Source organism: Pseudomonas sp. BIC9C (assembly GCF_034541995.1).
Classification (GTDB): Bacteria; Pseudomonadota; Gammaproteobacteria; order Pseudomonadales; family Pseudomonadaceae; genus Aquipseudomonas; species Aquipseudomonas fluorescens_CC.
Genome location: NZ_JAWDGM010000007.1, coordinates 59,948 through 81,418, shown reverse-complemented (window position 1 = coordinate 81,418; position 21,471 = coordinate 59,948). Strand labels below are relative to the sequence as shown.

Genomic DNA, 21,471 nt, shown 5'->3' with positions numbered 1-21,471 from the left:
AGAACCTCATAATTGGCCTGAAGAAATCCCATGTGGAAAAAACTAGGAAAGATATTCTGCGCAGAAGGGCAGAGCGATTGGTTGTATTCTCACGCGATGATTCCTATTGCCGAGCAGGTGAACGGCGACCTGTATCGCATCTATTTCTCATCGCGTGACAAGACTAATCGCGGACACGGCGGCTTCCTCGAGATCGACATGCGGGACCCGACCAAGGTCTTGCGCGTCCATCCGGATCCGGTCCTCGAACCGGGCGACCTCGGATGTTTCGACGACAGTGGCGCCTTGCCCAATTCGATCGTCAACGTTGGTGGCCGCAAGCTGCTGTACTACACCGGGATCAACCTGGGCGTGACGGTGAAGATCCGCAATTCCATCGGCCTGGCCGAATGGAACGAGGCCACCCAGCGCTTCGAGAGGCTGTTCCGCGGCCCCGTCATCGACCGCACCCGCGATCTTCCTCACTTCGTCGCAACTCCCGAGGTGCAGTTCGAGGCCGGACGATTCAGGGCCTGGTTCACCTCCTGTGTGCGATGGGAGCAAGGCCCGTCGGAAGCGAAGCACTTCTATCATCTCGAGTATGCTGAGTCCGCCGACGGGATCAAGTGGGAGCGCAACGGCACCGTTGCCATCGGGTTCCGTGACGAACACGAGTACGCCCTGGGTGTGCCGCGCGTGCTCAAGGATGCGGACATGTACCGGATGTGGTTCTGCTCCAGGGCCACGAAGGACTGCCCCACCTACCGGATCCGCTACGCGACCTCGTCCGATGGCGTGCAATGGACGCGACACGATGAGCAGGTGGGAATCGACGTATCGGAATCGGGTTGGGACTCGGAGATGATCTGTTACCCGTTCGTCTTCGATCATGCCGGTCGGCGCTACATGCTTTATAACGGCAACGGCTATGGCAAGACGGGTTTCGGGATTGCCGTCTGGGGAGATGAGTGATTCTAATGCAGCGCTGGCGGCCCGTGATCAGGCCCATTCTCCGTTACGCAGTCGTCGGCGTCGCCTGCAATGCCATCGGTTATACGGCCTACCTGGCATTGACGTGGCTGGGCATCCCATTCAAGCTGGCCATGAGCTTTCTGTACGTGCTTGGCATCTGCATCAGCTTCCTGGGCAACCGCAACTGGGCGTTCGAGCATCGCGGCAACGTCGTGGGGACGGCGTGGCGCTTCGGTCTGGCGCACGCAGCCGGCTATTTGCTCAACCTGGCCTTGCTGACTGTGTTGGTCGACAAGCTGGGATATCCTCATCAGTGGGTCCAGGCCGCTGCCATTTTCGTTGTAGGAGGTTTCTTGTTCGTCCTCTTCAAGCTATTCGTCTTTCGTCATGACCAACCGCATGGGAACCAGGCGTGAAGATCTGTTCTGAATGCGAGACGCCGTACGCCTCGGAGCAATGGGCATGCGTCCAGTGTGGACATCAGGTGGCTCGAAAGAACGGTTTTGCCGCGTTTGCGCCAGAACTCGAGGACAAGCAGGAGGGTTTCAAGGCCGACTTCTACGAGACCTATGCGCATCTTGAAAGCGACCATTTCTGGTTCCGGGCGCGTGGCAGGTTGATTACATGGGCGCTGACGAAATATGCGCCGCGCATGCGTTCATTTTTGGAAATCGGGTGCGGTACCGGCTTCATTCTAAGTCGGGTCGCCGCGGCGTTTCCGAAGGCCAGGTTGCTTGGCAGCGAGATGTTCTCGACCGGGCTGAAGTTTGCCTCCTCTCGCTTGCCCGGTGCGGAGTTCGTGCAGATGGATGCGCGCGCTATCCCTTACATCGACGAGTTCGAAGCGATTGGCGCGTTCGATGTCATCGAGCACATCGAGGCGGATACCGTAGTGCTCCAGCAGATGCACCGTGCCCTGAAGCCCGGGGGAATCATGCTGTTGACCGTGCCCCAGCATCAGTGGCTGTGGAGTCAGGTGGATGAATATTCCTGCCACGTGCGGCGCTACGATGCCGCCGACCTGCATCGCAAGGTGGAAGAGGCGGGGTTTTGCGTCGTGCGCAGCACATCGTTCGTCTCGTTACTGCTGCCGGCGATGATGATTTCACGCGGTGCCAAGAAGCAACAGCGGGGCGATACGAGCGAGACCGCCGAATTAGCGGTACCCAAGGCGCTCAATGTGCTGTTTGGTTTCGTGATGTGGCTGGAGTGTTTGCTCATCAAGGTGGGAGTGGGTTTTCCGGTCGGTGCTTCCAGGCTGCTTGTCGCCCGGAAAAAGAGTTGATGCCCCCCCACTTTGCATGACGACGTGAGTCTAGTTCGACCCGATTATAATTTGCGTGCGAAGGCTCAAATGATGGAAGACAAAACGATCCAGTTCAATCGCCCCTACATGACGGGAAAGAACTTTATTACATCGCTGAGGCCAAGTTCGGCAACATCCTCGCCGGCGATGGCCCGTTCACCAAGCGGTGCCATGAGTGGATGACCGAACGTACCGGTTCGAGCAAGGCCTTGCTGACCCACTCGTGCACGGCGGCGCTGGAAATGTCCGCGTTGTTGTTGGACATCCAGTCGGGCGACGAGGTCATCATGCCCTCGTTCACGTTCGTTTCCACGGCCAATGCCTTCGTTTTGCGCGGCGGCGTTCCCGTGTTCGTCGATATCCGTCCGGATACCCTGAACCTGGATGAGACGCTGATCGAGGCGGCCATCACGCCGCGCACCAAGGCAATCGTGCCGGTTCATTATGCGGGCGTGAGTTGCGAGATGGATACGATCATGGAGATCGCCCGGCGTCACAACCTGAAGGTGGTCGAGGATGCGGCGCAGGGGGTCATGGCCGCTTACAAGGGCCGGGCTCTGGGCAGTATCGGGGACTTCGGCGCCTTCAGCTTTCATGAGACCAAGAACGTCATTTCGGGCGAGGGCGGCGCATTGCTCGTCAATGATCCTGCGTATGTGTTGCGCGCAGAAATCATCCGCGAAAAAGGCACTGACCGTAGCCGTTTCTTCCGCGGCGAGGTCGACAAATACACTTGGCAGGAAGTCGGGTCGTCATTCCTTCCAGGGGACGTGACTGCCGCGTTTCTCTGGGCGCAGTTGGAAGAGGCCGAACACATCACGCAGGCGCGGCTTGCCATCTGGCAGCGGTATCACGAATTGCTGGCGCCGCTGGAAACCAGCGGGGCATTGCGCCGCCCTATCGTGCCGGCCGACTGCCAGCACAACGCGCACATGTACTACGTGCTGCTGCCCGCAGACGTGCCGCGACAACCGGTGCTCGATGGTCTCAAGCGAGAGGGAATCAATTCGGTCTTCCATTACGTGCCCCTGCACTCCTCGCCGGCTGGCCAGCGTTACGGCCGTGTCCATGGCGCCATGGACAACACGGTGAGCCTCTCGGAACGCTTGCTGCGACTGCCGCTGTGGATAGGTATGTCGGTCGAGCAGCAGGAACGTGTGGTGGAAGTCTTGCGGGACGAACTGTGTCGCTGATTCGACAAGCACTCTTGCCGGAGTTCGGCACGATCCCGAGTCCGAGTTTTATCGCAGCAGCTTTCGGCTCGGCGCGTTCTTTGTAGCCCAAGAAGGCCAAGCACTCCGCCAGCGTGCGTGCTTGTCCCGTGGGAAACCGCCTCGGGCATGTTGGTGCATCGTTTGACTGAAGGACAGGCCAGCGATACGACCGACTTCCTGCTGAATTTGTGCCACGAGTGGCCATTTCAGGTAGATCAAATCACAATCGTATCCACCGAAAGCGAGCGCTTTCCAGGTCTGCCGGGTAGAAATATGGGGGGGACTACACAAATCTCTACATAGTTCGATCGCCCAAGAGTTCAAACATCGGTGGACCAAGCCACCTCGACTAGGTAAGCAGGCTGCTGAACGGGCCGCCCCCAATCAGTCCCCCCGTGCTGACGTTTGAAACATCCCCCCGCCGAAGCAAGATCATCTTGCTGCCACCACGAAATATGGCGCATAGCCCTAACAGCATTAAAACGGTCATTCGATCCTGGATCACCAGTCACAATACGCGCCGGCGTTGGCCGATACCAAAATGGACGTCGTGACTTGAAAATCACCCCGTGAACCTAGCTGTGGATTCAACCGGTCCCGAGTGGCCGCAATCCAAAGCCAATTGCAGTCACTCCGGCGTCATCAGTACCGCAAGCGTCATCTTGATGAATTCCTCATTCTTGTCGACGGCTTCCAGGGCGCCGCGCACGTTGTCGGCGACCTCGGCCGAACCGCGCTGTTCGACCCAGTTCGAAAGCTCCATGATGGCGGCTTCGAGGGCCAGTTGGTTTTCGTTCAGTTTGAACAGCAGGGAGGGGGCAGATCTGAGTTTGGCATGGTGTTTCCTCCACGAAGAGGAAAGGGTAGCAGGAGGTTGGCTGGTGAGTCTGAAGCGAGTTTCGGCTTCATTGCGCCAGATGGGGGAGTCCTATCGGCGTAAAACAAGCGCGGGAGCCCGCCCAGCAGTGCAGCGAGGTGTCAGTCAAAAAGGCTGCCGCCAGCTCCAATCAACTGAGAAACTATGACCAAATCGGGTATGAAACCCCAGAAACAAAAAAGGCCCACCTTTCGGTGAGCCTAATTCGTTGTTCTATATGGTGGCACCAAGAGTCGAATCGCATTATTATTTTTTTAAAAATCAATGATTTAACATAATGGCCTTTGAGGCGCTACCTCTATTTATACCCTGATCTCGGATCAAACAATGGAGGTGTTCGTTATTGATATGAGCGATTATTCGTGATCTGAAAGAGGAATGAGCTAAAAATTAGTAAATTTCGCGCATGTCATATTGACAGTGTCAATGCCGTTTGGGATATTCGATCCGTTCTTTACGCGTACAAGCTCGGTCTCAGTGCCGATGCTTAGTCGGGCGATTAGCCAGACTCTAGAAAATTGCTTGGATTTATTCCGCAGAGAATATCTGCGGCCCTCCAATCGCGGGCTCATTACGGTCCACAGATATTCTCTGCGGCTGTTTCTTGGTAAAGAACTTCTTCTAAATGACAGATCCTCGACTTGCTGCTCTATCATCGATAAAAATAGAGTCATCAAGGGTCGAGTATTGTAAGTCTCACATCGTCCTTCTGTGTGGTGGCCGGTCGCCTGAAAAGGGACATCCGGACGATCCCACCCCTTCGGTACAGTCGCTACGTCACGCGCTTGAGACAGATCTCAATAATAGAATTGAGTTTTTCAAGCCTGAGGATGTCACTAATTGGCAAGTTGACGCTATCTTTAGAAATCTCATTGATCTCGAGGTGGAGTTGGCTGCAATGTGCTCTTTGGTGGTTATCATACTAGAGAGTCCCGGAGCAATAGCTGAGCTTGGCGCGTTTTCTCAGTTGAAGGAATTCAACGACAAAATTGTTGCTGTTTGCTCGGAAGATCACTTTCAGAATGACTCATTCATAAAGTTAGGTATTTTTCGACATATCTCAAACGATAAGCGAACTGCAGTAAAAAGTTATCCATTTGAAGTTGGATTTCCACTTACTATAACTGCTGAAATCATTGAGGATGTTGTGGCTGATGTTCAGCGTGAATTGGACGAGCTGCCGAAATCGCAGCTTCTTAAAACATCCAATAACTCCCATGTTTTTGTTCTCTTGTATGAGCTTATAAAACTATTTGTTGCCGTTAAAGAGAGCGAGCTATTGGATTACCTTTCCAAGCTAGGGGTTGACGCTGGCAGGGATCAACTAAGGGGTAAGCTTTTTCTGCTTCAGCGATTCAGGCTCATCAGCCTTGAGGTTTATAGCGACTCCCAGTTTTACGTCGCTAGAAACTCTGAGTTCCACAGAGTCAATTTTTCTGCGAACTCTTCTGTGCCGATAGATAAGTTACGTATTTCTACAGAATGTAAAGAGTTCTATAATGCTTCGGGGAAAGATAATCATCGGCTTAGAGTGATTCGTCGGCTGTTTGGGGGTGGGAAGTGATCGCCCATAAAACGTTGGAGAAAATGTTAGCTGACTTGTCATTATCAAGCGAGCAATTATTGCGTGTGGTTTCGAGGGCTCCTTACTCTTATAAAACTTATAGTATTCCCAAAAAGAATGGCGGTCTGCGGATAGTCTCGCAACCTGCCAGGGAAACAAAGTATGTTCAACATTGGTTGATTCAGAACGTTTTTCACCTATTGCCAATTCATGAGGCCGCGTCAGCATATGTAAAAGGCGCGAGCATTAAAAAGAATGCCGAGGCGCACAGAACAAACGAGTACATGGTTAAGCTGGATTTTAAAGACTTCTTCCCGTCTATTAAAATTGATGACCTGATAACGCACTTTCAGCAAAGCTTGCCTTTCCTTGATGCACTAGAAATTCGATATATTGCAAGACTGTCATGTATTAATAAAGGGAATGGCGGTGCTCTGAGTATAGGCTCTCCAGCTTCGCCAATACTGTCGAATTCCATCATGTATGAGTTTGATAGTGTAGTAGCTGATTGGGCATCTCAAAACAAATTTGTTTATACTCGCTATGCTGACGATTTAACATTTTCCACGGCGTTACCTCACGCCTCTGACTCAGTCGTCCCTGTAATAAAAGACTTTTTGTCTAGCTTGAAATACCCGCGCTTAAATTTGAATGTCGATAAGACAATACATTTGTCTAAGCGAGGGAGCCGCAGGGTTACCGGATTAGTAATCACAAACGATGATAAAGTTTCTCTTGGGCGCGATAGAAAGCGAGAAATTAGCGCTCTTGTTCATAAGTATGGTCTGGGACTGCTTGAGCAAAAAGACGTGTTTAGGCTTCAGGGGTTGCTCGGTTTCGCTGCTGATGTAGAGCCGTTGTTTTTATCACGTTTAGGTAAGAAATATGGGATGAAAACCATATTGAATCTTTTAAGAAAGCGTCAGTGAGCCGCGCGGGCATTATTGTTCAATCTCCGTAAAGCGTTTCATGGTCTTTCTACTTTGGCTGCGGCTGATATTTTTACGGAGTAGCCTCGCTGGGAAAGACTATCGTATGCCCTAACAAGGTTTACTTTACTGAAGAAGGGAAGATTGCTTTTCACGTTTGAGGCATCATCGCCCAATATCAGAAAAACCACTTCATATTCTGCGCTTCGAAAGTTGTCGAGTGGAATGATTTCGCGTGCAACGTTACTGAAAGTACCCAATACCTTTCTGGCCGACTTTCTAAACTCGCGGTCTCCGAGCAATATCTCTGCGGCGACGCTTCCTTGTGCGAAAAGATGGCTTAGTCCAGCAGATCCCCCTTTGCGATGTTTCACGTGTATAAATTGCTTCTCAGTTGAAAGCAAATCGCACAGTTCAATAGAGCTGGTCGATTTGTTACTTTTGATCAGTCTCTTGTCTAATAGGTGATATCCGTGCTCCTGAGAGGCCCTAATATTGTAATCACCTTCAGCCTCTATCTTTGCCTTCTCACCTTCTTGCCACACGTAAACCCCTGGAAATTGAAGTTCAGAAACACCTATATTCGCTAAGCTAGCATTTATTCTCCCTATGAATGAGTTGTCAATTTCATACCAGGTTCCTCCAAATATTATGTTCGTTTTGTTTGCGTTGATTATTTCATAATATATACACTTGTATATTGAATGGTCGAATTCGTTTTCATGTATGTCGAAAACATACAAATGATCTCTTTTGACTGACTCGATTGATAGTTTTGTATTGTCAATCGTAGATAGGTATTTTTCCGATGATACAGTAGGTGATCGATCACTTTTGGCTCGAGTAAAGCTGAAGCCGGTTATCGAGTCCCATTTTTCTATTTCAGGTAGTGTTATAACTATGCTCGGATCACGGTTCTTGATTGCGTCAACTAGAACTTGATCTAACTGGTCTATGTGCGATTTTTCCTTAATTTTTCTGACATTATCTACCCATAGAAAGTCTGTTTTATAATCATCTTTCAGATATTGGATTTTTAAATTTTCAGTTATTGTTGCTAAGTCGCCGATTTCCATTTCAATCCCAAATGAAAACATCGCGTCACCACCAGAAATGTTTTTGAAGTCTATCCCTGGCTTAGGTGTTCCAGTCACAGCTCTCAATATGTCTCTAGATATATCGATGCCAAATACACTTATTTCTGAGTCACGTGCGGCCTGTGATCTTTTTTGAACCGGTTGGTCTTCTAATGTGTGAATGTCTACACTTCTTAAACTTTCATGGTTAAGAGTGTTTAAGGCGGTTTTTAGCCCGAAATCTTGGGTGAAGTGTGCAAGATTTACTAGATGTCTGCCATAACCGAAGGTTATCGCGAAGATGTCGGTATTTGTTTTTATAAATAATACTGCAGAGCTTGATTTGTTTCCGATCTGGATTACGTTAGTTCCGGTTATTGTGTCAACCAACTCACTCCAGCTCGGTCTTTTTTCAACTGTGCGCTTTACATAGAGAACTCCTTCCAGGCCAAAGTTTTCATCGAGTTCATATGCTACTACATCTCTCTCCAAAGCTAGCAGATCTGAGAAACCATTGATCAAAGCATCTGGTTTCATCATGAACACATTTAAGTGACGATATTTGATATCTGGCATGTCCCTTCCCTAGGTCTTGTCTCGTGCATGGCAAAACGCCGCCTATTTCTCTGGATATTGCTATGCTTGAGTGAGCTTAGCAATTAGTTTAGGAGGCTGAGTTTTTTCAATGTAGCGAATGTCCAGGGACGTTTGCGCGGCCCATGGTGAGTACAGTTGCTTAAGGTTCCGGCAACGACCAAGGCTTTTTAAGGCGAGAGATGACGAGCAACCCAGTCAACCAATAGTAGTAGCGGCTTGCTTTACTATGCTTGGATAGGTGATGGTCAAAAAACCAGGCAAGATGTTTTCTTTGCCATGTCCATGGACTCTCTCGGCTCCAGCGTTCAGAAATGGCTGCTTGAATAGTCTTGGCCTGGCGGATGTGACGTTCGCGTGTGGCATGTGCTCCAGTCAGCACGCCAGCCAAGAAGATCTCCATATCGAATTGTTTATTCATACCCGACCACCGATGTACGCCGATACTACGCCGATACGACCGTGTCCCAGCTCATAGCTGATTTGTAAGCGTGCCTCTCGATCAAGGCGTGGATCGAGGCGCCTGCACCTGCCACCGTTGATGGGTGCTAGGTGATGGGTGATCTGCTCATAGCGTTCGCACGCATAAGCCGCGCGCAGTTCGTGGAAGCCTATGAGGTTGTGCGTATGGAGGATATCGCGGGCGGGGCGGACGATTTCCCGTTGGAAATCGAGGTAGCTCTCGTTCGGCGCCAGCAGGTTGCGGCTACCGTCGGGAGAGACCTGTTCGGCGTACCTGAGCGCTTCGCGAATATGGTCATCCACTGTGATCCAACGAGGTGCGGTTGCGCCGCCGCGGCCACCTTTGGTGCCGTCCTGGATGTTGATCTTGTCGTAGTGTTCGGCTTCTCGCTTGAGTCGCGGTAGGTCGGCCAGAATCGCCTCGCGCAATCGCATGCCAGTGACGCGTGCCAATTGTGCGATGGCGGCGGCACGGGGATGCTGTTCGCAGAGCGCGTCGACGATTCGCTTCACCTGTTCGCGGTCTTGGCCTTGCGGAACCGAGCAACGAACACTGGTGCGCTGCATTCCCAACGCCTTGCTCGGACTCGGCACTTTCACATACGAATCACCGCGAAGCGCGGCCATGGTCCGACTCACACTGGATAACCGGTTTTGCGCAGTAGCGATGCCTATGGCACCTTGTTCAACTTGCTGACGCAGATGCTCGGCGTAGTCCAGCAAGGTCTGCCGATCAATCTGCCGCGCATCGTTAAACCCCGGGCCATCCTCCGACCGACACCAGCGCACAAAAACCTGCCAACGATCACTGTGCGCTTTGACTGTGCCGTAATGCCCGCCGCCAAACAGATCTTTTAGCGCTTGCGGCCCGGCATAGCTCAGCTGCCGACCATAGCCAAAATTGCGCCCATCCCGTCTACCGACCAACGCCATGATCAAACTCCTCTCGAAGCCAAACCGTTTGAAGTCTTTCCCCACGTCATCCCGCCACGAATGTTGAGTGTTATCAGGGATCAAGGCCCCTGCGACCTGTGAGGGTTGTCCACTAACGCAGGACTGGCGGCTCCTTACGACCGGGAGTTTGGGCATCTCATGATCTGGCCTCCTGAACACTTCCGCAGAAGTGGGCGGGTGGAGGCTGCGCTAGCTGACGAGACCAGCACCGCGAGATCCTGAGTCGGGTGAAGGCAATAATGCGATGACCGGGACATGCCAGACTGTCAGTCAGGTGCAGTCCATTCCTTGGGCTGCGGCACCATCATCTGCATCGCTGTTGCTGGTGACTTCGGTGTTTGTCACGCCGATTGTCACGAGGGGGAATGCCGCAAAGCCTTGTACGAGTTGGGCTGCAGCAGCGGTAGGAGCGCCCGTCTCTTTCCGGGAGAAAGAGACGGGCGCAGGTTGGCGCACGGGAATGGCCAAGTGGATAGGTTGCTGCAGGGCAGCTATGAAAGGGGATGAGTTGCCGCAGTGGGCACACTGGTAAAAGTAGGCATCCATCACATCGCTGTGACCGTGCGAGCCGCCGGACGCTAATCGCACTTTGGGAGAACCACCACCGTGTGGCGTAGCCTTAAAGGTTCTGGCTACCTGGGTTGCTGTCGACGACAGCGCTTTGCCCGATCTTTTCTACGCCTGTGGATAATTCGGGTCAAGACTCCAATTTTCGGGAGTTCTGCGGCTGTGGATGAAATTATCCACCGGTGGAAATCAGTGGTTTTCCACAGACAGTTGTGTGGGCTTTAGATTTTTTATGTGAGGTCCATCCTAGCAGGGCGGCTTTGCAGCCCTGTTTGGATGGACCCGCGTGGACAAGCGGATCGCTGAGATTTCGCGAATGCACGCTCACTTTGATGCCACTTTTTATCTTTAGCCGTGTGATGTGTATTTGCATCTATTGACCATTACAAGCTGAACAAGCGGCAGCCTTATCCCCTTGGGTTGGTGTTCTACGAACGATCTGATCGAACAAATCAAGGACGTAGCGGGAGTCGATGAAGTGCAGTTTTTTAACTCGTCCACAACCCATAACGATCATTCCGACGTAGTGGAATATGTCATCGAATCTCGCGAATACAGGTCCACCGCTCATGCCATTGAAATCAACATCGGGGAGATCCTCATCGCAGTCAATCGTGAAAAACCCTTCCACCGATTGGTTGTCGACTAGCCGACCTGATGCAATGAATGGATGCTCATTGATGTCGAAATTTACGTGATCGTAGCTCTCTTCGAGTTCAGGAAAGCCAACGGCGTAAAGTCGCTGGCCACTAACCAAGTCAGTTGCCGGCTTGACCAACTCATCCATTCTCCAGGTCCACCACTCGGTGTCTTCAGTAAGCTCCGCTTTCTGGTCAATCTCCCATGCAAAAATGTCCGTTTCGTGATCGTAGTGTTCGGCGCTTTGGGGAGGCGAGTGGCCGTCCACGATCGGCAATGTCTGCTGCGCAGGCAGGAGCAACCGAAAGTGGTCAGGATTAGCATCAAGATTGTCGATCACATGCTTGGCGGTGACAGCGAACTGGTGCGCTCCATGCTGAACAAAAAATAGGGACCCCCCACCCCAGCGAGGATTTTCCCAGTCAGGCGTACCGTATGATTTCTGAAAGCAAACCGGACGCGTGCCGGTTAAAAGTGCTTGTTCAATCTCCAGCCAAGCGAGTTGACTGGCTTGAGTTGCCCAACTTTCAGCCTGTCGAGCGAATTCCGGTGGCGATAGGAACAGTTCCTTAGCGTTGGTGCTTCTGAAAAGTCGGTCCAGCTCAAATATTGCAGGCGTGTATAACCATGTGAAAGCGTTGTACAAGTGCCGATGCGCCAAAGCAGGGCTGCGTTCCAACCATTCCATGCCGCGATGGTATTCAATTTTTCCAGCATCTGACGCTGCGATCACCTTAACAAGCGCGACTTCTGGATCATCCGCCTCGTCTGACTCAGCAGGTGCAATCACAGCTTGGATTCGCTCGTGACGCCTTTGCCAAACGATAGCCGAGGCCGGTTCATCATCAAGTTCTATTTGGGGCGGGGTTTCTGGCACAGGGTTGATCTCGATCGATGAGGTTCTCAATCGTCGGTGAGCTAGCTTGCCTGTCTCAAATTAGTCAGGCGCCAGTGAGAGCACGGACTCGCCAAGTCTAATGCAGCCGATCAGATCGAATGTAATTACATCAAACCCAGCCATTATCGCCTTCAAGGCGATAATGCTGAGGCGCTTTACGAGAGTCGGTGTGTTTGTCGATGACCACATCCTCCCGTCTTATTTTTTCTGGGCTAGGAAAGGTGGCAGCTAGGTTGACCGAGCTTTTCTTTTGCTTAACCTTTTTTACTGCTCCTTCGCTGCGGAGGTACTGGATCATCTTCTTACGTCTGGCGGCTGAACGCTCTTTTTCAAGCTCTCGGCGTTTCTCTGCCTTTTTTAGATCTTTTTCCAGCTGCTGTTTACGCTGCTGGATGCCTACCTGCCTTGCTTTCTTAGCCATGGATACTCCTTAACTGTTCGATTGAGCCGTAGGTTTACTCGCCCACTCCGAGTTTCGCTTTTATTCGAGTGACGTTTGTACCTGCTTGGTTCGCGAATTCGTGTGGAGTGACATGCTCCTGCCGGTTGGCCTCCAGGTACCGGCTCCACCAGTTCATGATCAGCCTGCGCTCCTCGATGAACTCGGCCTTGTGGATGTAAGCGGCGCGGACGTTGTTCCGCTCTTTGTGGCTCATCTGCCTTTCAATGGCGGTCTCGGACCACAGTCCTGATTCAATCAGCGCGCTACAGGCCATCGAACGAAACCCATGCCCGCAGATTTCGGTTTTGGTGTCATAGCCCATTTTTCTGAGTGCGCTGTTCACCGTGTTTTCAGACATGGGTTTCCAGGGCTTGGCGTCGCCTGCAAACACCAGGTCGAATTTGCCGGTGAGGGCGTGGATCTGTTCAAGCAGGGTCACGGCTTGCGGCGATAAGGGTACAAGGTGGATATCCCCGGCCATCTTCGTACCCCTTGTTGAAAAGGGGACGCCGTCCAGTGCGGGTCGAGTGTCCGGTATCTCCCAAGTGCCGCGCTTGAGGTCGAACTCGCTCCAGCGGGCGAAGCGAAGTTCGCTGGAGCGGACGAACACATGCAGCGAGAGCATGACCGTCAGCCGGGTAAGTGCGCGGCCTCTGTAGGTGTCGATACGCTCCTGCAATTCAGGCAGATGCGATAAGGGTAAAGCAGGGCGGTGAATCACCCTCGGGGCTTTGATCAAACCTTCAAGGTCGGAGGCAGGGTTTGCCGTGATCTGCCGAGAACGCTTCGCCTCGCGCATGATGCTTTGCAGGTAGTTTTGTACCCTTAAAGCGACGTCAATCGTGCCACGCTTCTGGATCGCTTCCAGAGGTTGCATCAGGTCATGGGTGTCCAGATCGACAATAGAGCGAGCGCCGATCAGCGGGAAGACATGGGTTTTGAGGCGGCTCAGAACCGTCTTTGCATGGCCCGGCGCCCATTTGGCAGACATCGCTTTGTGCCATTCCAGTGCAGCGCTTTCAAAGGTTCGGCCTTTGATTGCGGCCTGCGTCTTGGTTTGGTGTTTGGTCTCTATGGGGTCGATGCCTTTCGCCAGCATCCGCTTGACCTCCAGGCGCTTGTTGCGCGCATCGGCGAGGCCGACCACGGGGTAGCTGCCGAACGAGGTCAGTCCTTCGCGGCCATCAGGTTTTACATACCTGAGACGCCAGCCTTTACGGCCATTGGGTTGGACTAGAAGGTAGAGGCCATCGCCGTCGAAAAGCTTGTAGGCGCGGTCGGTGGGCTTGGCTGAGCGGCAAGCCGAATCGGAGAGTGGAGCGGTGGTTCGCGACATAAGGGTACTCCCCCTTTATCGAATTACCTTACCCCTAACATTACCCCTAAAACGGCTGGAATCCACCAGATTTTGACGTAACCTGACGGAACGCCAAAACGAAAAAACCCGCCAGAAGGCGGGTTTTTCGGGGGTTCCAGAGATTTTGAAAGCCTTCTCTGGAACCTTGTATGGTGCCGGCACCAGGAATCGAACCCGGGACCTACTGATTACAAGTCAGTTGCTCTACCATCTGAGCTATACCGGCGTGTCAGGGCGACGATTATAGCGATTGGCTGGCTTCTGTAAACCCCTGAATTTTGACTATTTTTGCGCGGGCTTCAGGTCAGGCGCGCAGCAGGGTTTTCTTGAGTTTCTGAATGGCTTTCCAGGCTCGACTGTTTTGCATTGCGCGCAGCTGTGCTTCGGCCTGTTCGGCGCGTTGCAGGGCGGCGGCGAGTTGGTGTTCGGTGTCGCCGACGGGGTGACTGAAGTTGTGGCCTTTGCAGAACTGGAACTCGTCCAGGTTGCACGGCGGGATGTCGAAGGCGGGTTTGAGGTTCAGGTGTTCTTCGGCGAGGTAGTAGGTGTTGATGCCGTCGAACAGGATGGACTGGTAGCCGGCGCCGGTGACGAGGGTTTCCCAGGTCTGGTCGCGCTCCCACGGGGTTTCGATGAGGATGACCCACGGCCGCCACCGGGTGAAGTCCATGCCGCGCAGGACGGTCTCTTCGTGGCCTTCTACGTCGATCTTCAGGAAGTGAATGTCACGGCCCCGGGCGTGTTCTTCGCAGATGGAGGTCAGGGTGCGGGATTGGACGGTCTGGCTGCGCACGTCCATGCCGGCGTCTTTGTGCATCTGCGCCATGGCCGGGTCGGCGGTCGAGAGGCCGGTGCCGGCGATGCCGTAGAAGGTCAGGCTGTCGGCGCTTTCGCCGGCCACGCATTGCAGGTTGGTGTCTTTGGGTCGTTGCTGGCACAGGGCTTCGTAGTAGTTGGGCATCGGTTCGACGTTGATGCCGGTCCAGCCATGGTCATAGAACGCCTTGGTGACCGAGTCATGGGTGGGGTCGTTTGCCCCGACGTCGATGTAGAAGCCGTTCTCGACGGTTTTGAGGGCGCGCCACAGGCGTATGTCTTCGAAATTCTGTGCGTAGGAAATGAAGGTCACTGGCGCATCCTGTCGGAAGAATGTTCTTGTTCGTGGCCGCGCTGCTGGCGCCCTTGCGTGTGTGTATAACAAGAGTCATGAAAGGGTGCAAATTCCCCTGTCCGCGGTCCGGGATTAGGCGTTTATGTCGTTTTCATTAAATGCTTATGCACAATGCCGTTGGAAGCGCACTGGGTTTAGGCCGAATTTGTGGATCCGTTCTCATTTGTCTGCAAATACCTGTTTTTTCGATTTTTTATACGTGTGTACAAAAAATGAACAGTATTGTTTTTACCCTGAAACTGGCATGAATCTTGGATCCACGAAAATTCCATCAACAGAGTTATCCACAGGCTGGGCGTGTTTAAGCACGTTCGGCCAGGAGCAGAAAATTACGCGGCGTGAGCGGGGTTTTGCAGAAGGTGCCGACGCGGACGCTGTAGCCCTGTTCGACGAGGAAAAGTGCCCGGTCAAGGACCAGCCAAAGCTCCAGCGGACGTCGGAAAAGCCCGCGTAGTAGCTCAAGGTTGCGGACCTCGGCCAGTCGCTGCCAACCAGCGGCTTCGAGGGCTGGCCAATCTTGCGGGCCGATTGTGGATAACTCTTTGAGTGCGGCCAGGTGATGGCAGTAATCGGCGAAGGGTTTGTCCAGCCAGGCACTGGGCAGGGAAGGGGTTGGCAGATACTCGTCAATGCCGCGCAGTTGCCGTTGCAGCAAGTCGAAGCCCAGGCGCCGGGCCATGGAGGTGTCGCGTTGACGTCGCACGCGGGCACCGGCGGTAACGGTTTCGCTCATGGGCAACGCGAGGTCGTCGAGGGAAAGCCGTAAGCCGGAGCCTTGGGCAGCCGAGGAAATCGGCGAGTATTCGACAAGACTGGTCCGGTTGTAGCAGCACGGCGCAATGGCGAGTTGTTTGCAGCCTTTCGCGCTGGCGAGTTGAATCAGCCGCACATGCAAATCACCGCAGGCGTGAAGCGCGACGGGGGTGTGATACGCACCCAGTAAGGAAGCTGCGTTTGCCGCGAGCACATCCTGTTCTATATGCAGCGCGTGCAGGTGATGACGTTGGCTGAGTGCCTGGCCGCTGGTTACCAGGGCCGGGTCGTATTCCAGGCATGTCAGTTGCTGTCCTGGTTGCAGCAGGCGGCGCCCCAGGTGTCCCTTGCCCGAGCACCAGTCCAGCCAATGCTGCGGTGCCTCGGAAAACTGCAACCGGCTGGCGAACGCTTCGATCTGTTGCCATTTGCGCCCCGGCACATCGACGTTCAGTCGATGGCCTGCCGTTTCGAGAACGCGGGTGGGCAACTCATCCACTGCACTCAAAACAACGGACATCGATGCCAGCGATACAAAAGGTTCAGGGGCGTGCAGAAGAGCCGGCTGGTTGTGAGCGTTTTCCGCGTCTTCCAGTGTTCGCCCGCGTAGCCATGAGGCTAACGCCGGGTAGGACGCTTCCCAGGGTAGTTGCAGATAAGTGAACGGGCGAGGTTTCCACAACGCCTGATGCTCTGTGAGAAAAGCATCCAGCGCAGTGAAGCGGGCGAGTAGCGCCTCGCCCGTCAACACGCAGCTATCAACGCCCTTGGCAGGCATCGACGCGCAACCAGCGCTCCAGCAACTTGAAGCCACGCACCAGCACATAGGCCATCAACAGGTAGAACATGCCCGCGGCGAAGAAGATCTCCACCGGCAGGTAGGTCCGGGCAATGATGGTGCGGGCCATGCCGGTCAGTTCCAGCAAGGTCACGGTGCTGGCCAGGGCACTGGCCTTGAGCATCAGGATCACTTCGTTGCTGTAGGCCGGCAGGCCGATGCGTGCGGCGCGCGGCAGCATGATGTAGAACAGCGCTTTGGGTCTGGACATGCCCAGCGCCCGTGCCGCTTCGATCTCGCCCGGTGGAATCGCCTGAATGGCGCCGCGCAGGATTTCCGCAATGTAGGCCGCAGTGTGCAGGGTCATGGTTGCCGTGGCGCACCAGAACGGATCGCGCAGGTACGGCCACATCGAGCTGTTACGGATCACATCGAACTGCGCCAGGCCGTAGTAGACCAGGAACAGTTGAACCAGCAGCGGCGTGCCCCGGAAAAAGAAGATGTAGCCGTAGGGAAATGCCCGCACCCACCACAGGCGCGACGAACGGGCGATGCCCAGCGGAATGGCCAGCAGCAAACCGGCGATCACGGCGATGGCCACCAGTTCCAGGGTCAGCGTTGCGCCCTGGGCCAGCTTCGGCAGCCACTTGATGATGACTTCCCAGTTCATTGGGCGCTCCTCGCGAAGCCGCGAGCGGCGCGTTTTTCCATGAAGTGCATGCCGGTCATGGCAAGAATCGTCAGGCCCAGGTACATGAACGCGGCCACCATATAAAAGGTGAACGGTTGCTTGGACACAGTCACGCCGATTTGCGCGTGACGCATGATTTCTTCCAGGCCGATCACCGACACCAGCGCCGTGTCTTTCATCAGGATCATGAACAGGTTGCCCAGGCCGGGCAGGGCGATGCGCCACATCTGCGGCATGATCAGCCGGGTGAAGATGCGCAATTTCGACAAGCCCAACGCCACGCCTGCTTCACGGTGACCTTTGGGGATGGCGAGGATCGCCCCCCGAAACACTTCCGTGGCGTAGGCGCCAAAGCACAGGCCCAGCGCAATCACGCCGGCGGCAAAGGCATTGAGCTCAAGGTCGGGGTTGCCGAAGAACTCGCCCAGGGCACGCATCAGATTGACCGTGCCGAAGTAGATCAACAGCACCCAGAGCAATTCCGGGATGCCGCGAACCAGGGTCGAGTAGGTGCCGCCAAGCCATTGCAGCGGCTTGTACGGGGAAGTCTTGGCCAAGGCGCCGAGCAGACCGAGCACCAGCCCCAGGCACAGGGCCGAGAGCGCCAGTTTCACAGTCATCAGCGCGCCAGCGGCGAGCGCCGGGCCGAATCCGTAGAGGTCGATAATCATGGATTTCTTTTCAAATCGCGGCAGGCAAGGCCGGGGACCAGCGCCGTCAAACGGCGGCGTCGGTCCGGCAGGTCAGAATCAATAGATGCTGAACGGGAAGTACTTGTCGTTGATTTTCTTGTAGGTGCCGTCAGCGACGATTTCTTTGAGCGCGGCGTTCAGCTTCTCGCGGATCGGGTCCTTCTTGCGCACGGCAATACCGATCTTGTCGCTTTCTTCCACCGGATCGCCCTTGAACTCGTAGCCACGGCCTGCGTCGCTTTTCAGCCACTCGTAGTTGACGTACTTGTCGGCCAGGATGCCGTCCAGACGTCCCGAGGTCAGGTCGAGGTAAGCGTTTTCCTGGGTGTCATAGAGTTTGGTTTCAACGCCCGGCATGTTGTCTTCCAGCCAGGTGCCGGCCAGGGTCGCGCGCTGGGCGCCGATCACTTTGCCCTTCAGCGCATCCTTGTCGGTCTTGAAGTCGACGTCTTTCTTGGCGATGAACTGCAGCTTGTTGGAGTAGTACGGGTCGGTGAAGTCCACCGCTTGCTTGCGCTCGTCGGTGATCGACATCGAGGAGATCAGGAAGTCGAACTTCTTGGCGTTCAGGGCCGGGATGATGCCGTCCCAGTCGGAGGTGACCACGGTGCACTCGACTTTCATCTTGGCGCACAGGGCGTCGCCGATCTCTTTGTCGAAGCCGACGACATTGCCACTGGCATCTTTATTGTTGAACGGCGGGTAAGCCGCTTCGATGCCCATCTTCAGGGTTTCGGCCATGGCACCGGCGCTGAACGCCAGGGTGACGGCGGCAGCCAGGAAGACCTTTTTGTACTTCTGCATGTGGATAGCTCCGTTAGCGGTTGCTGGACATGAATTGTTTGCAGCGCGCCGAAAGCGGGTTTTCAAACACCTGCTGTGGCGATCCTTGCTCTTCTACCAGGCCCTGGTGGAGGAACACCACTTCGCTGGAAACCTGGCGGGCAAAGCCCATCTCGTGGGTCACGAGCAGCATGGTGCGGCCTTCTTCGGCCAGCGCGCGGATGACATTAAGTACTTCCTGGACCATTTCCGGGTCAAGCGCGGAGGTCGGCTCATCGAACAGGATGACTTTGGGCTGCATGGCCAGGGTGCGGGCAATCGCCGCCCGTTGTTGCTGACCACCGGACAGTTGCGCGGGGTAGGCGTGGCGCTTGTCGGCGATGCCGACCTTGGCCAGCAGGGCTTCGGCAACTTCAATGGCTTCGGCCTTGCTCTGGCCGAGCACGCGGCGCGGGGCTTCGATGATGTTGTCGAGCACGCTCATGTGCGGCCACAGGTTAAAGTTTTGAAACACAAAACCGATTTCGCTGCGCAGGCGATTGATCTGTTTGCCGTCGGCGGCCACCAGTTCACCGTTCTTCGCGGCCTTGAGTTTGAGTTCTTCGCCGGCGACCAGGATCTGGCCCTGGTGCGGGTTTTCCAGCAGGTTGATGCAACGCAGGAACGTGGACTTGCCGGAGCCGGAAGAACCCAGGATCGAGATCACGTCGCCGTCGCGGGCGGTCAGCGAGATACCCTTGAGCACCTCCAGCGAACCGTAGCGTTTGTGCAAGTTGCGGATTTCAAGCGCGGGCGTGGCCTCAGCCATGTGCGTTCCTCATATATGTTGCGCTCCTGCTGTTGGCGGCCTTCCTGGCGAGGCGGCCAACCTAGCATAGCGTTTCAATGGCAGCCAACAGCGCTACGGACGGTAAACGGCTGGCGTGTGGCAGGTTGTCGCATCGGCGCAGCAGACTGTCGCCCCATCAACAACCGAACAGCCGTTTGAACCTTGCCTGTCGATAAAAAGCGCGGTGGCTGTCGCAAAAAAGGGCGCGATGTTGCCAGCTTTGGCGGGGGGTTGGAAGCGCTATCCGGCCGAACGTGGCAGATCCACACTTTTATCGTGCGCCGTGTCGTTTTTAGATGTGTTTCCGGTGCGCAATTTCGTTCTCAAAGTGGGTCGCAGGGTAACGTTCTGGCAAAGTGCCATTGATTTCAATGGCTTGCGATGACTGTCCGGTCGAGTCGAAATCGCCGGGGTAGACGCTTTTGAAACATTTTGGCGCAATTATTGCGTGCAGATTCCGGAACAGCCCGTTGGTTTCTTTTTACAGAAAGGACATCCAAACGGGATGCACGCATTCGCTTTTCCTTACAAAGGTAGTTTCAATGAGCAGTACCCAAAGCTCTAACGGCCTCGAACAGGGGCTCAAACCGCGTCATGTGACCATGCTGTCGATTGCCGGGGTTATCGGTGCCGGCCTGTTCGTCGGCTCGGGTCACGCCATCGCGGCCGCAGGCCCGGCTGTGCTGTTGGCCTACGCTGCCGCCGGCATGCTGGTGGTGTTGGTGATGCGCATGCTCGGTGAAATGGCGGTTGCCTCTCCGGACACCGGCTCGTTCTCGACTTATGCCGATCGCGCGATCGGTCACTGGGCCGGTTTCACCATCGGCTGGCTCTACTGGTGGTTCTGGGTTCTGGTGATCCCGTTGGAGGCCAATGCCGCCGCGACCATCCTGCATGCCTGGTTCCCTGGCGTGGACATCTGGGCCTTCGCCCTGGTCATCACCATGCTGCTGACCGTGACCAACCTGTTCAGCGTGAAGAACTACGGTGAATTCGAGTTCTGGTTCGCCCTGATCAAAGTGTTGGCCATCATCGGTTTCATTGTTCTGGGCCTCATGGCGATCTTCGGCTTCCTGCCGGGCAGCCAGGTCAGCGGCGTTTCCCATCTGTTCGACACCCAGGGCTTCCTGCCAAACGGCATGGGCGCGGTGTTGGGTGCCATCCTGACTACCATGTTCTCCTTCATGGGCACCGAGATCGTGACCATCGCGGCCGCGGAATCGAAGAACCCTGGCAAGCAAATCTCCAAGGCCACCAACTCGGTGATCTGGCGGATCGGCTTGTTCTACCTCGTATCGATCTTCATCGTCGTGGCCCTGGTGCCTTGGAACGACCCGGTACTGGCAAGCCTGGGTTCCTACCAGACTGTGCTTGAGCGCATGGGCATCCCTAACGCCAAGATGATCGTCGACATCGTGGTACTGGTCGCCGTGACCAGCTGCCTGAACTCGGCGCTCTACACCTCGTCGCGGATGTTGTTCTCCCTGGGCAAGCGCGGCGATGCGCCGGCGATGTCCACCCGCACCAACAAAAGTGGCACGCCATACTGGGCGGTGATGCTGTCCACTGGCGCAGCGTTCCTGGCGACCTTCGCCAACTACGTGGCCCCGGCGGCGGTGTTCGAGTTCCTGCTGGCCAGCTCCGGCGCCATCGCGCTGCTGGTGTACCTGGTGATCGCGATTTCGCAACTGCGCATGCGCAAACAGCGTATGGCTCGTGGCGAGAAAATCGTCTTCAGCATGTGGCTGTTCCCGGGCCTGACCTACGCGGTGATCGCATTCATCGTCGGTGCCCTGACCATCATGCTGTTCCAGGAAGCCCATCGTGTGGAAATCCTCGCGACCGGTTTGCTCAGCGTGCTGGTGGTTACCGCCGGTTTGCTGGTTGCTCGCCGTCGCAAGCTGGAAAAAAGTGGCGCGGTGGTGTTGAACTGATTCATACCGC

19 protein-coding genes, 1 tRNA gene and 2 pseudogenes are annotated in these 21,471 nt (G+C 54.9%); 8 read left to right on the top strand and 14 right to left on the bottom strand.

Annotation, left to right across the window (positions count from 1 at the left end):
* The first annotated feature begins 30 nt into the window (after nt 1-30).
* From RS887_RS26230 to rffA, 4 genes and pseudogenes are all read left to right on the top strand, one after another.
* On the top strand, nt 31-951 hold the full coding sequence (locus tag RS887_RS26230; protein WP_322617665.1) for a hypothetical protein: 921 nt from the start codon (nt 31-33) through the stop codon (nt 949-951).
* A 5-nt stretch (nt 952-956) separates the two neighbouring features.
* On the top strand, nt 957-1,367 hold the full coding sequence (locus RS887_RS26225) for a GtrA family protein (RefSeq protein ID WP_322617664.1): 411 nt from the start codon (nt 957-959) through the stop codon (nt 1,365-1,367).
* Nucleotides 1,364-2,236 carry a class I SAM-dependent methyltransferase gene (locus tag RS887_RS26220; RefSeq protein ID WP_322617663.1) on the top strand — a complete coding sequence of 291 codons (873 nt, stop codon included), beginning with the start codon at nt 1,364-1,366 and terminating at the stop codon, nt 2,234-2,236. The genes RS887_RS26225 and RS887_RS26220 overlap by 4 nt, the downstream gene beginning before the upstream one ends.
* Before the next feature lie 72 nt (nt 2,237-2,308).
* A pseudogene (rffA, locus tag RS887_RS26215) lies at nt 2,309-3,450 on the top strand (dTDP-4-amino-4,6-dideoxygalactose transaminase).
* A gap of 649 nt (nt 3,451-4,099) precedes the next feature.
* On the opposite strand, the pseudogene RS887_RS26210 reads toward rffA, so the two are convergent.
* A pseudogene (locus tag RS887_RS26210) lies at nt 4,100-4,308 on the bottom strand (hypothetical protein).
* A 665-nt stretch (nt 4,309-4,973) separates the two neighbouring features.
* Here RS887_RS26210 and RS887_RS26205 point away from each other — a divergent pair.
* Together RS887_RS26205 and RS887_RS26200 are read left to right on the top strand one after the other, a co-directional pair.
* The gene (locus RS887_RS26205) at nt 4,974-5,912 is read left to right on the top strand and encodes a retron St85 family effector protein (protein ID WP_322617662.1); all 939 of its coding nucleotides are present in this window, start codon (nt 4,974-4,976) and stop codon (nt 5,910-5,912) included.
* Entirely contained in the window at nt 5,909-6,841 is a 933-nt protein-coding gene (locus tag RS887_RS26200) for a retron St85 family RNA-directed DNA polymerase (protein ID WP_322617661.1), read from the top strand. Before RS887_RS26205 ends, RS887_RS26200 begins: the two co-directional genes overlap by 4 nt.
* A 38-nt stretch (nt 6,842-6,879) precedes the next feature.
* Here RS887_RS26200 and RS887_RS26195 read toward each other — a convergent pair whose 3' ends face one another.
* The 13 genes from RS887_RS26195 to RS887_RS26135 form a co-directional block, all read right to left on the bottom strand.
* Nucleotides 6,880-8,493 carry a DUF6119 family protein gene (locus RS887_RS26195; protein WP_322617660.1) on the bottom strand — a complete coding sequence of 538 codons (1,614 nt, stop codon included), beginning with the start codon at nt 8,491-8,493 and terminating at the stop codon, nt 6,880-6,882.
* 160 nt (nt 8,494-8,653) lie between these two features.
* The gene (locus RS887_RS26190) at nt 8,654-8,932 is read right to left on the bottom strand and encodes a hypothetical protein (RefSeq protein WP_322617659.1); all 279 of its coding nucleotides are present in this window, start codon (nt 8,930-8,932) and stop codon (nt 8,654-8,656) included.
* On the bottom strand, nt 8,929-9,906 hold the full coding sequence (locus tag RS887_RS26185) for an integrase domain-containing protein (RefSeq protein ID WP_322617658.1): 978 nt from the start codon (nt 9,904-9,906) through the stop codon (nt 8,929-8,931). Before RS887_RS26185 ends, RS887_RS26190 begins: the two co-directional genes overlap by 4 nt.
* 961 nt (nt 9,907-10,867) lie before the next feature.
* A complete protein-coding gene (locus RS887_RS26180) occupies nt 10,868-12,010 on the bottom strand; it encodes a hypothetical protein (RefSeq protein ID WP_322617657.1) in 1,143 nt (380 codons plus the stop codon).
* 130 nt (nt 12,011-12,140) lie between these two features.
* Nucleotides 12,141-12,452: a hypothetical protein gene (locus tag RS887_RS26175; protein WP_322617656.1), complete on the bottom strand. Its 312-nt coding sequence runs from the start codon at nt 12,450-12,452 to the stop codon at nt 12,141-12,143.
* A 34-nt stretch (nt 12,453-12,486) separates the two neighbouring features.
* A complete protein-coding gene (locus RS887_RS26170; RefSeq protein WP_322617655.1) occupies nt 12,487-13,809 on the bottom strand; it encodes a tyrosine-type recombinase/integrase in 1,323 nt (440 codons plus the stop codon).
* Between the two features lie 171 nt (nt 13,810-13,980).
* Nucleotides 13,981-14,056 (bottom strand) — tRNA-Thr (locus RS887_RS26165).
* A gap of 78 nt (nt 14,057-14,134) precedes the next feature.
* The gene (locus RS887_RS26160) at nt 14,135-14,959 is read right to left on the bottom strand and encodes an FkbM family methyltransferase (RefSeq protein WP_322617654.1); all 825 of its coding nucleotides are present in this window, start codon (nt 14,957-14,959) and stop codon (nt 14,135-14,137) included.
* 343 nt (nt 14,960-15,302) lie between these two features.
* Nucleotides 15,303-16,532, bottom strand: coding sequence for a methyltransferase (locus RS887_RS26155; RefSeq protein WP_322617653.1), 1,230 nt, complete (start codon nt 16,530-16,532; stop codon nt 15,303-15,305).
* Nucleotides 16,513-17,202 carry an ABC transporter permease gene (locus RS887_RS26150; RefSeq protein WP_085717864.1) on the bottom strand — a complete coding sequence of 230 codons (690 nt, stop codon included), beginning with the start codon at nt 17,200-17,202 and terminating at the stop codon, nt 16,513-16,515. The genes RS887_RS26155 and RS887_RS26150 overlap by 20 nt, the downstream gene beginning before the upstream one ends.
* Nucleotides 17,199-17,894: an ABC transporter permease gene (locus RS887_RS26145; protein WP_085717865.1), complete on the bottom strand. Its 696-nt coding sequence runs from the start codon at nt 17,892-17,894 to the stop codon at nt 17,199-17,201. Before RS887_RS26145 ends, RS887_RS26150 begins: the two co-directional genes overlap by 4 nt.
* 78 nt (nt 17,895-17,972) lie before the next feature.
* Nucleotides 17,973-18,719 carry an ABC transporter substrate-binding protein gene (locus RS887_RS26140; RefSeq protein ID WP_008019007.1) on the bottom strand — a complete coding sequence of 249 codons (747 nt, stop codon included), beginning with the start codon at nt 18,717-18,719 and terminating at the stop codon, nt 17,973-17,975.
* A gap of 13 nt (nt 18,720-18,732) precedes the next feature.
* A complete protein-coding gene (locus RS887_RS26135; RefSeq protein ID WP_007972784.1) occupies nt 18,733-19,506 on the bottom strand; it encodes an ABC transporter ATP-binding protein in 774 nt (257 codons plus the stop codon).
* Nucleotides 19,507-19,621: 115 nt separating this feature from the next.
* On the opposite strand from RS887_RS26135, the gene RS887_RS26130 reads away from it, so the two are divergent.
* Both RS887_RS26130 and gabP read left to right on the top strand, forming a co-directional pair.
* On the top strand, nt 19,622-19,912 hold the full coding sequence (locus tag RS887_RS26130; RefSeq protein ID WP_322617652.1) for a hypothetical protein: 291 nt from the start codon (nt 19,622-19,624) through the stop codon (nt 19,910-19,912).
* Nucleotides 19,913-20,069: 157 nt separating this feature from the next.
* Nucleotides 20,070-21,461 (top strand): GABA permease, encoded by a 1,392-nt coding sequence (gabP, locus tag RS887_RS26125; RefSeq protein ID WP_322617651.1) that lies wholly within the window; start codon nt 20,070-20,072, stop codon nt 21,459-21,461.
* Nucleotides 21,462-21,471 lie beyond the last annotated feature (10 nt).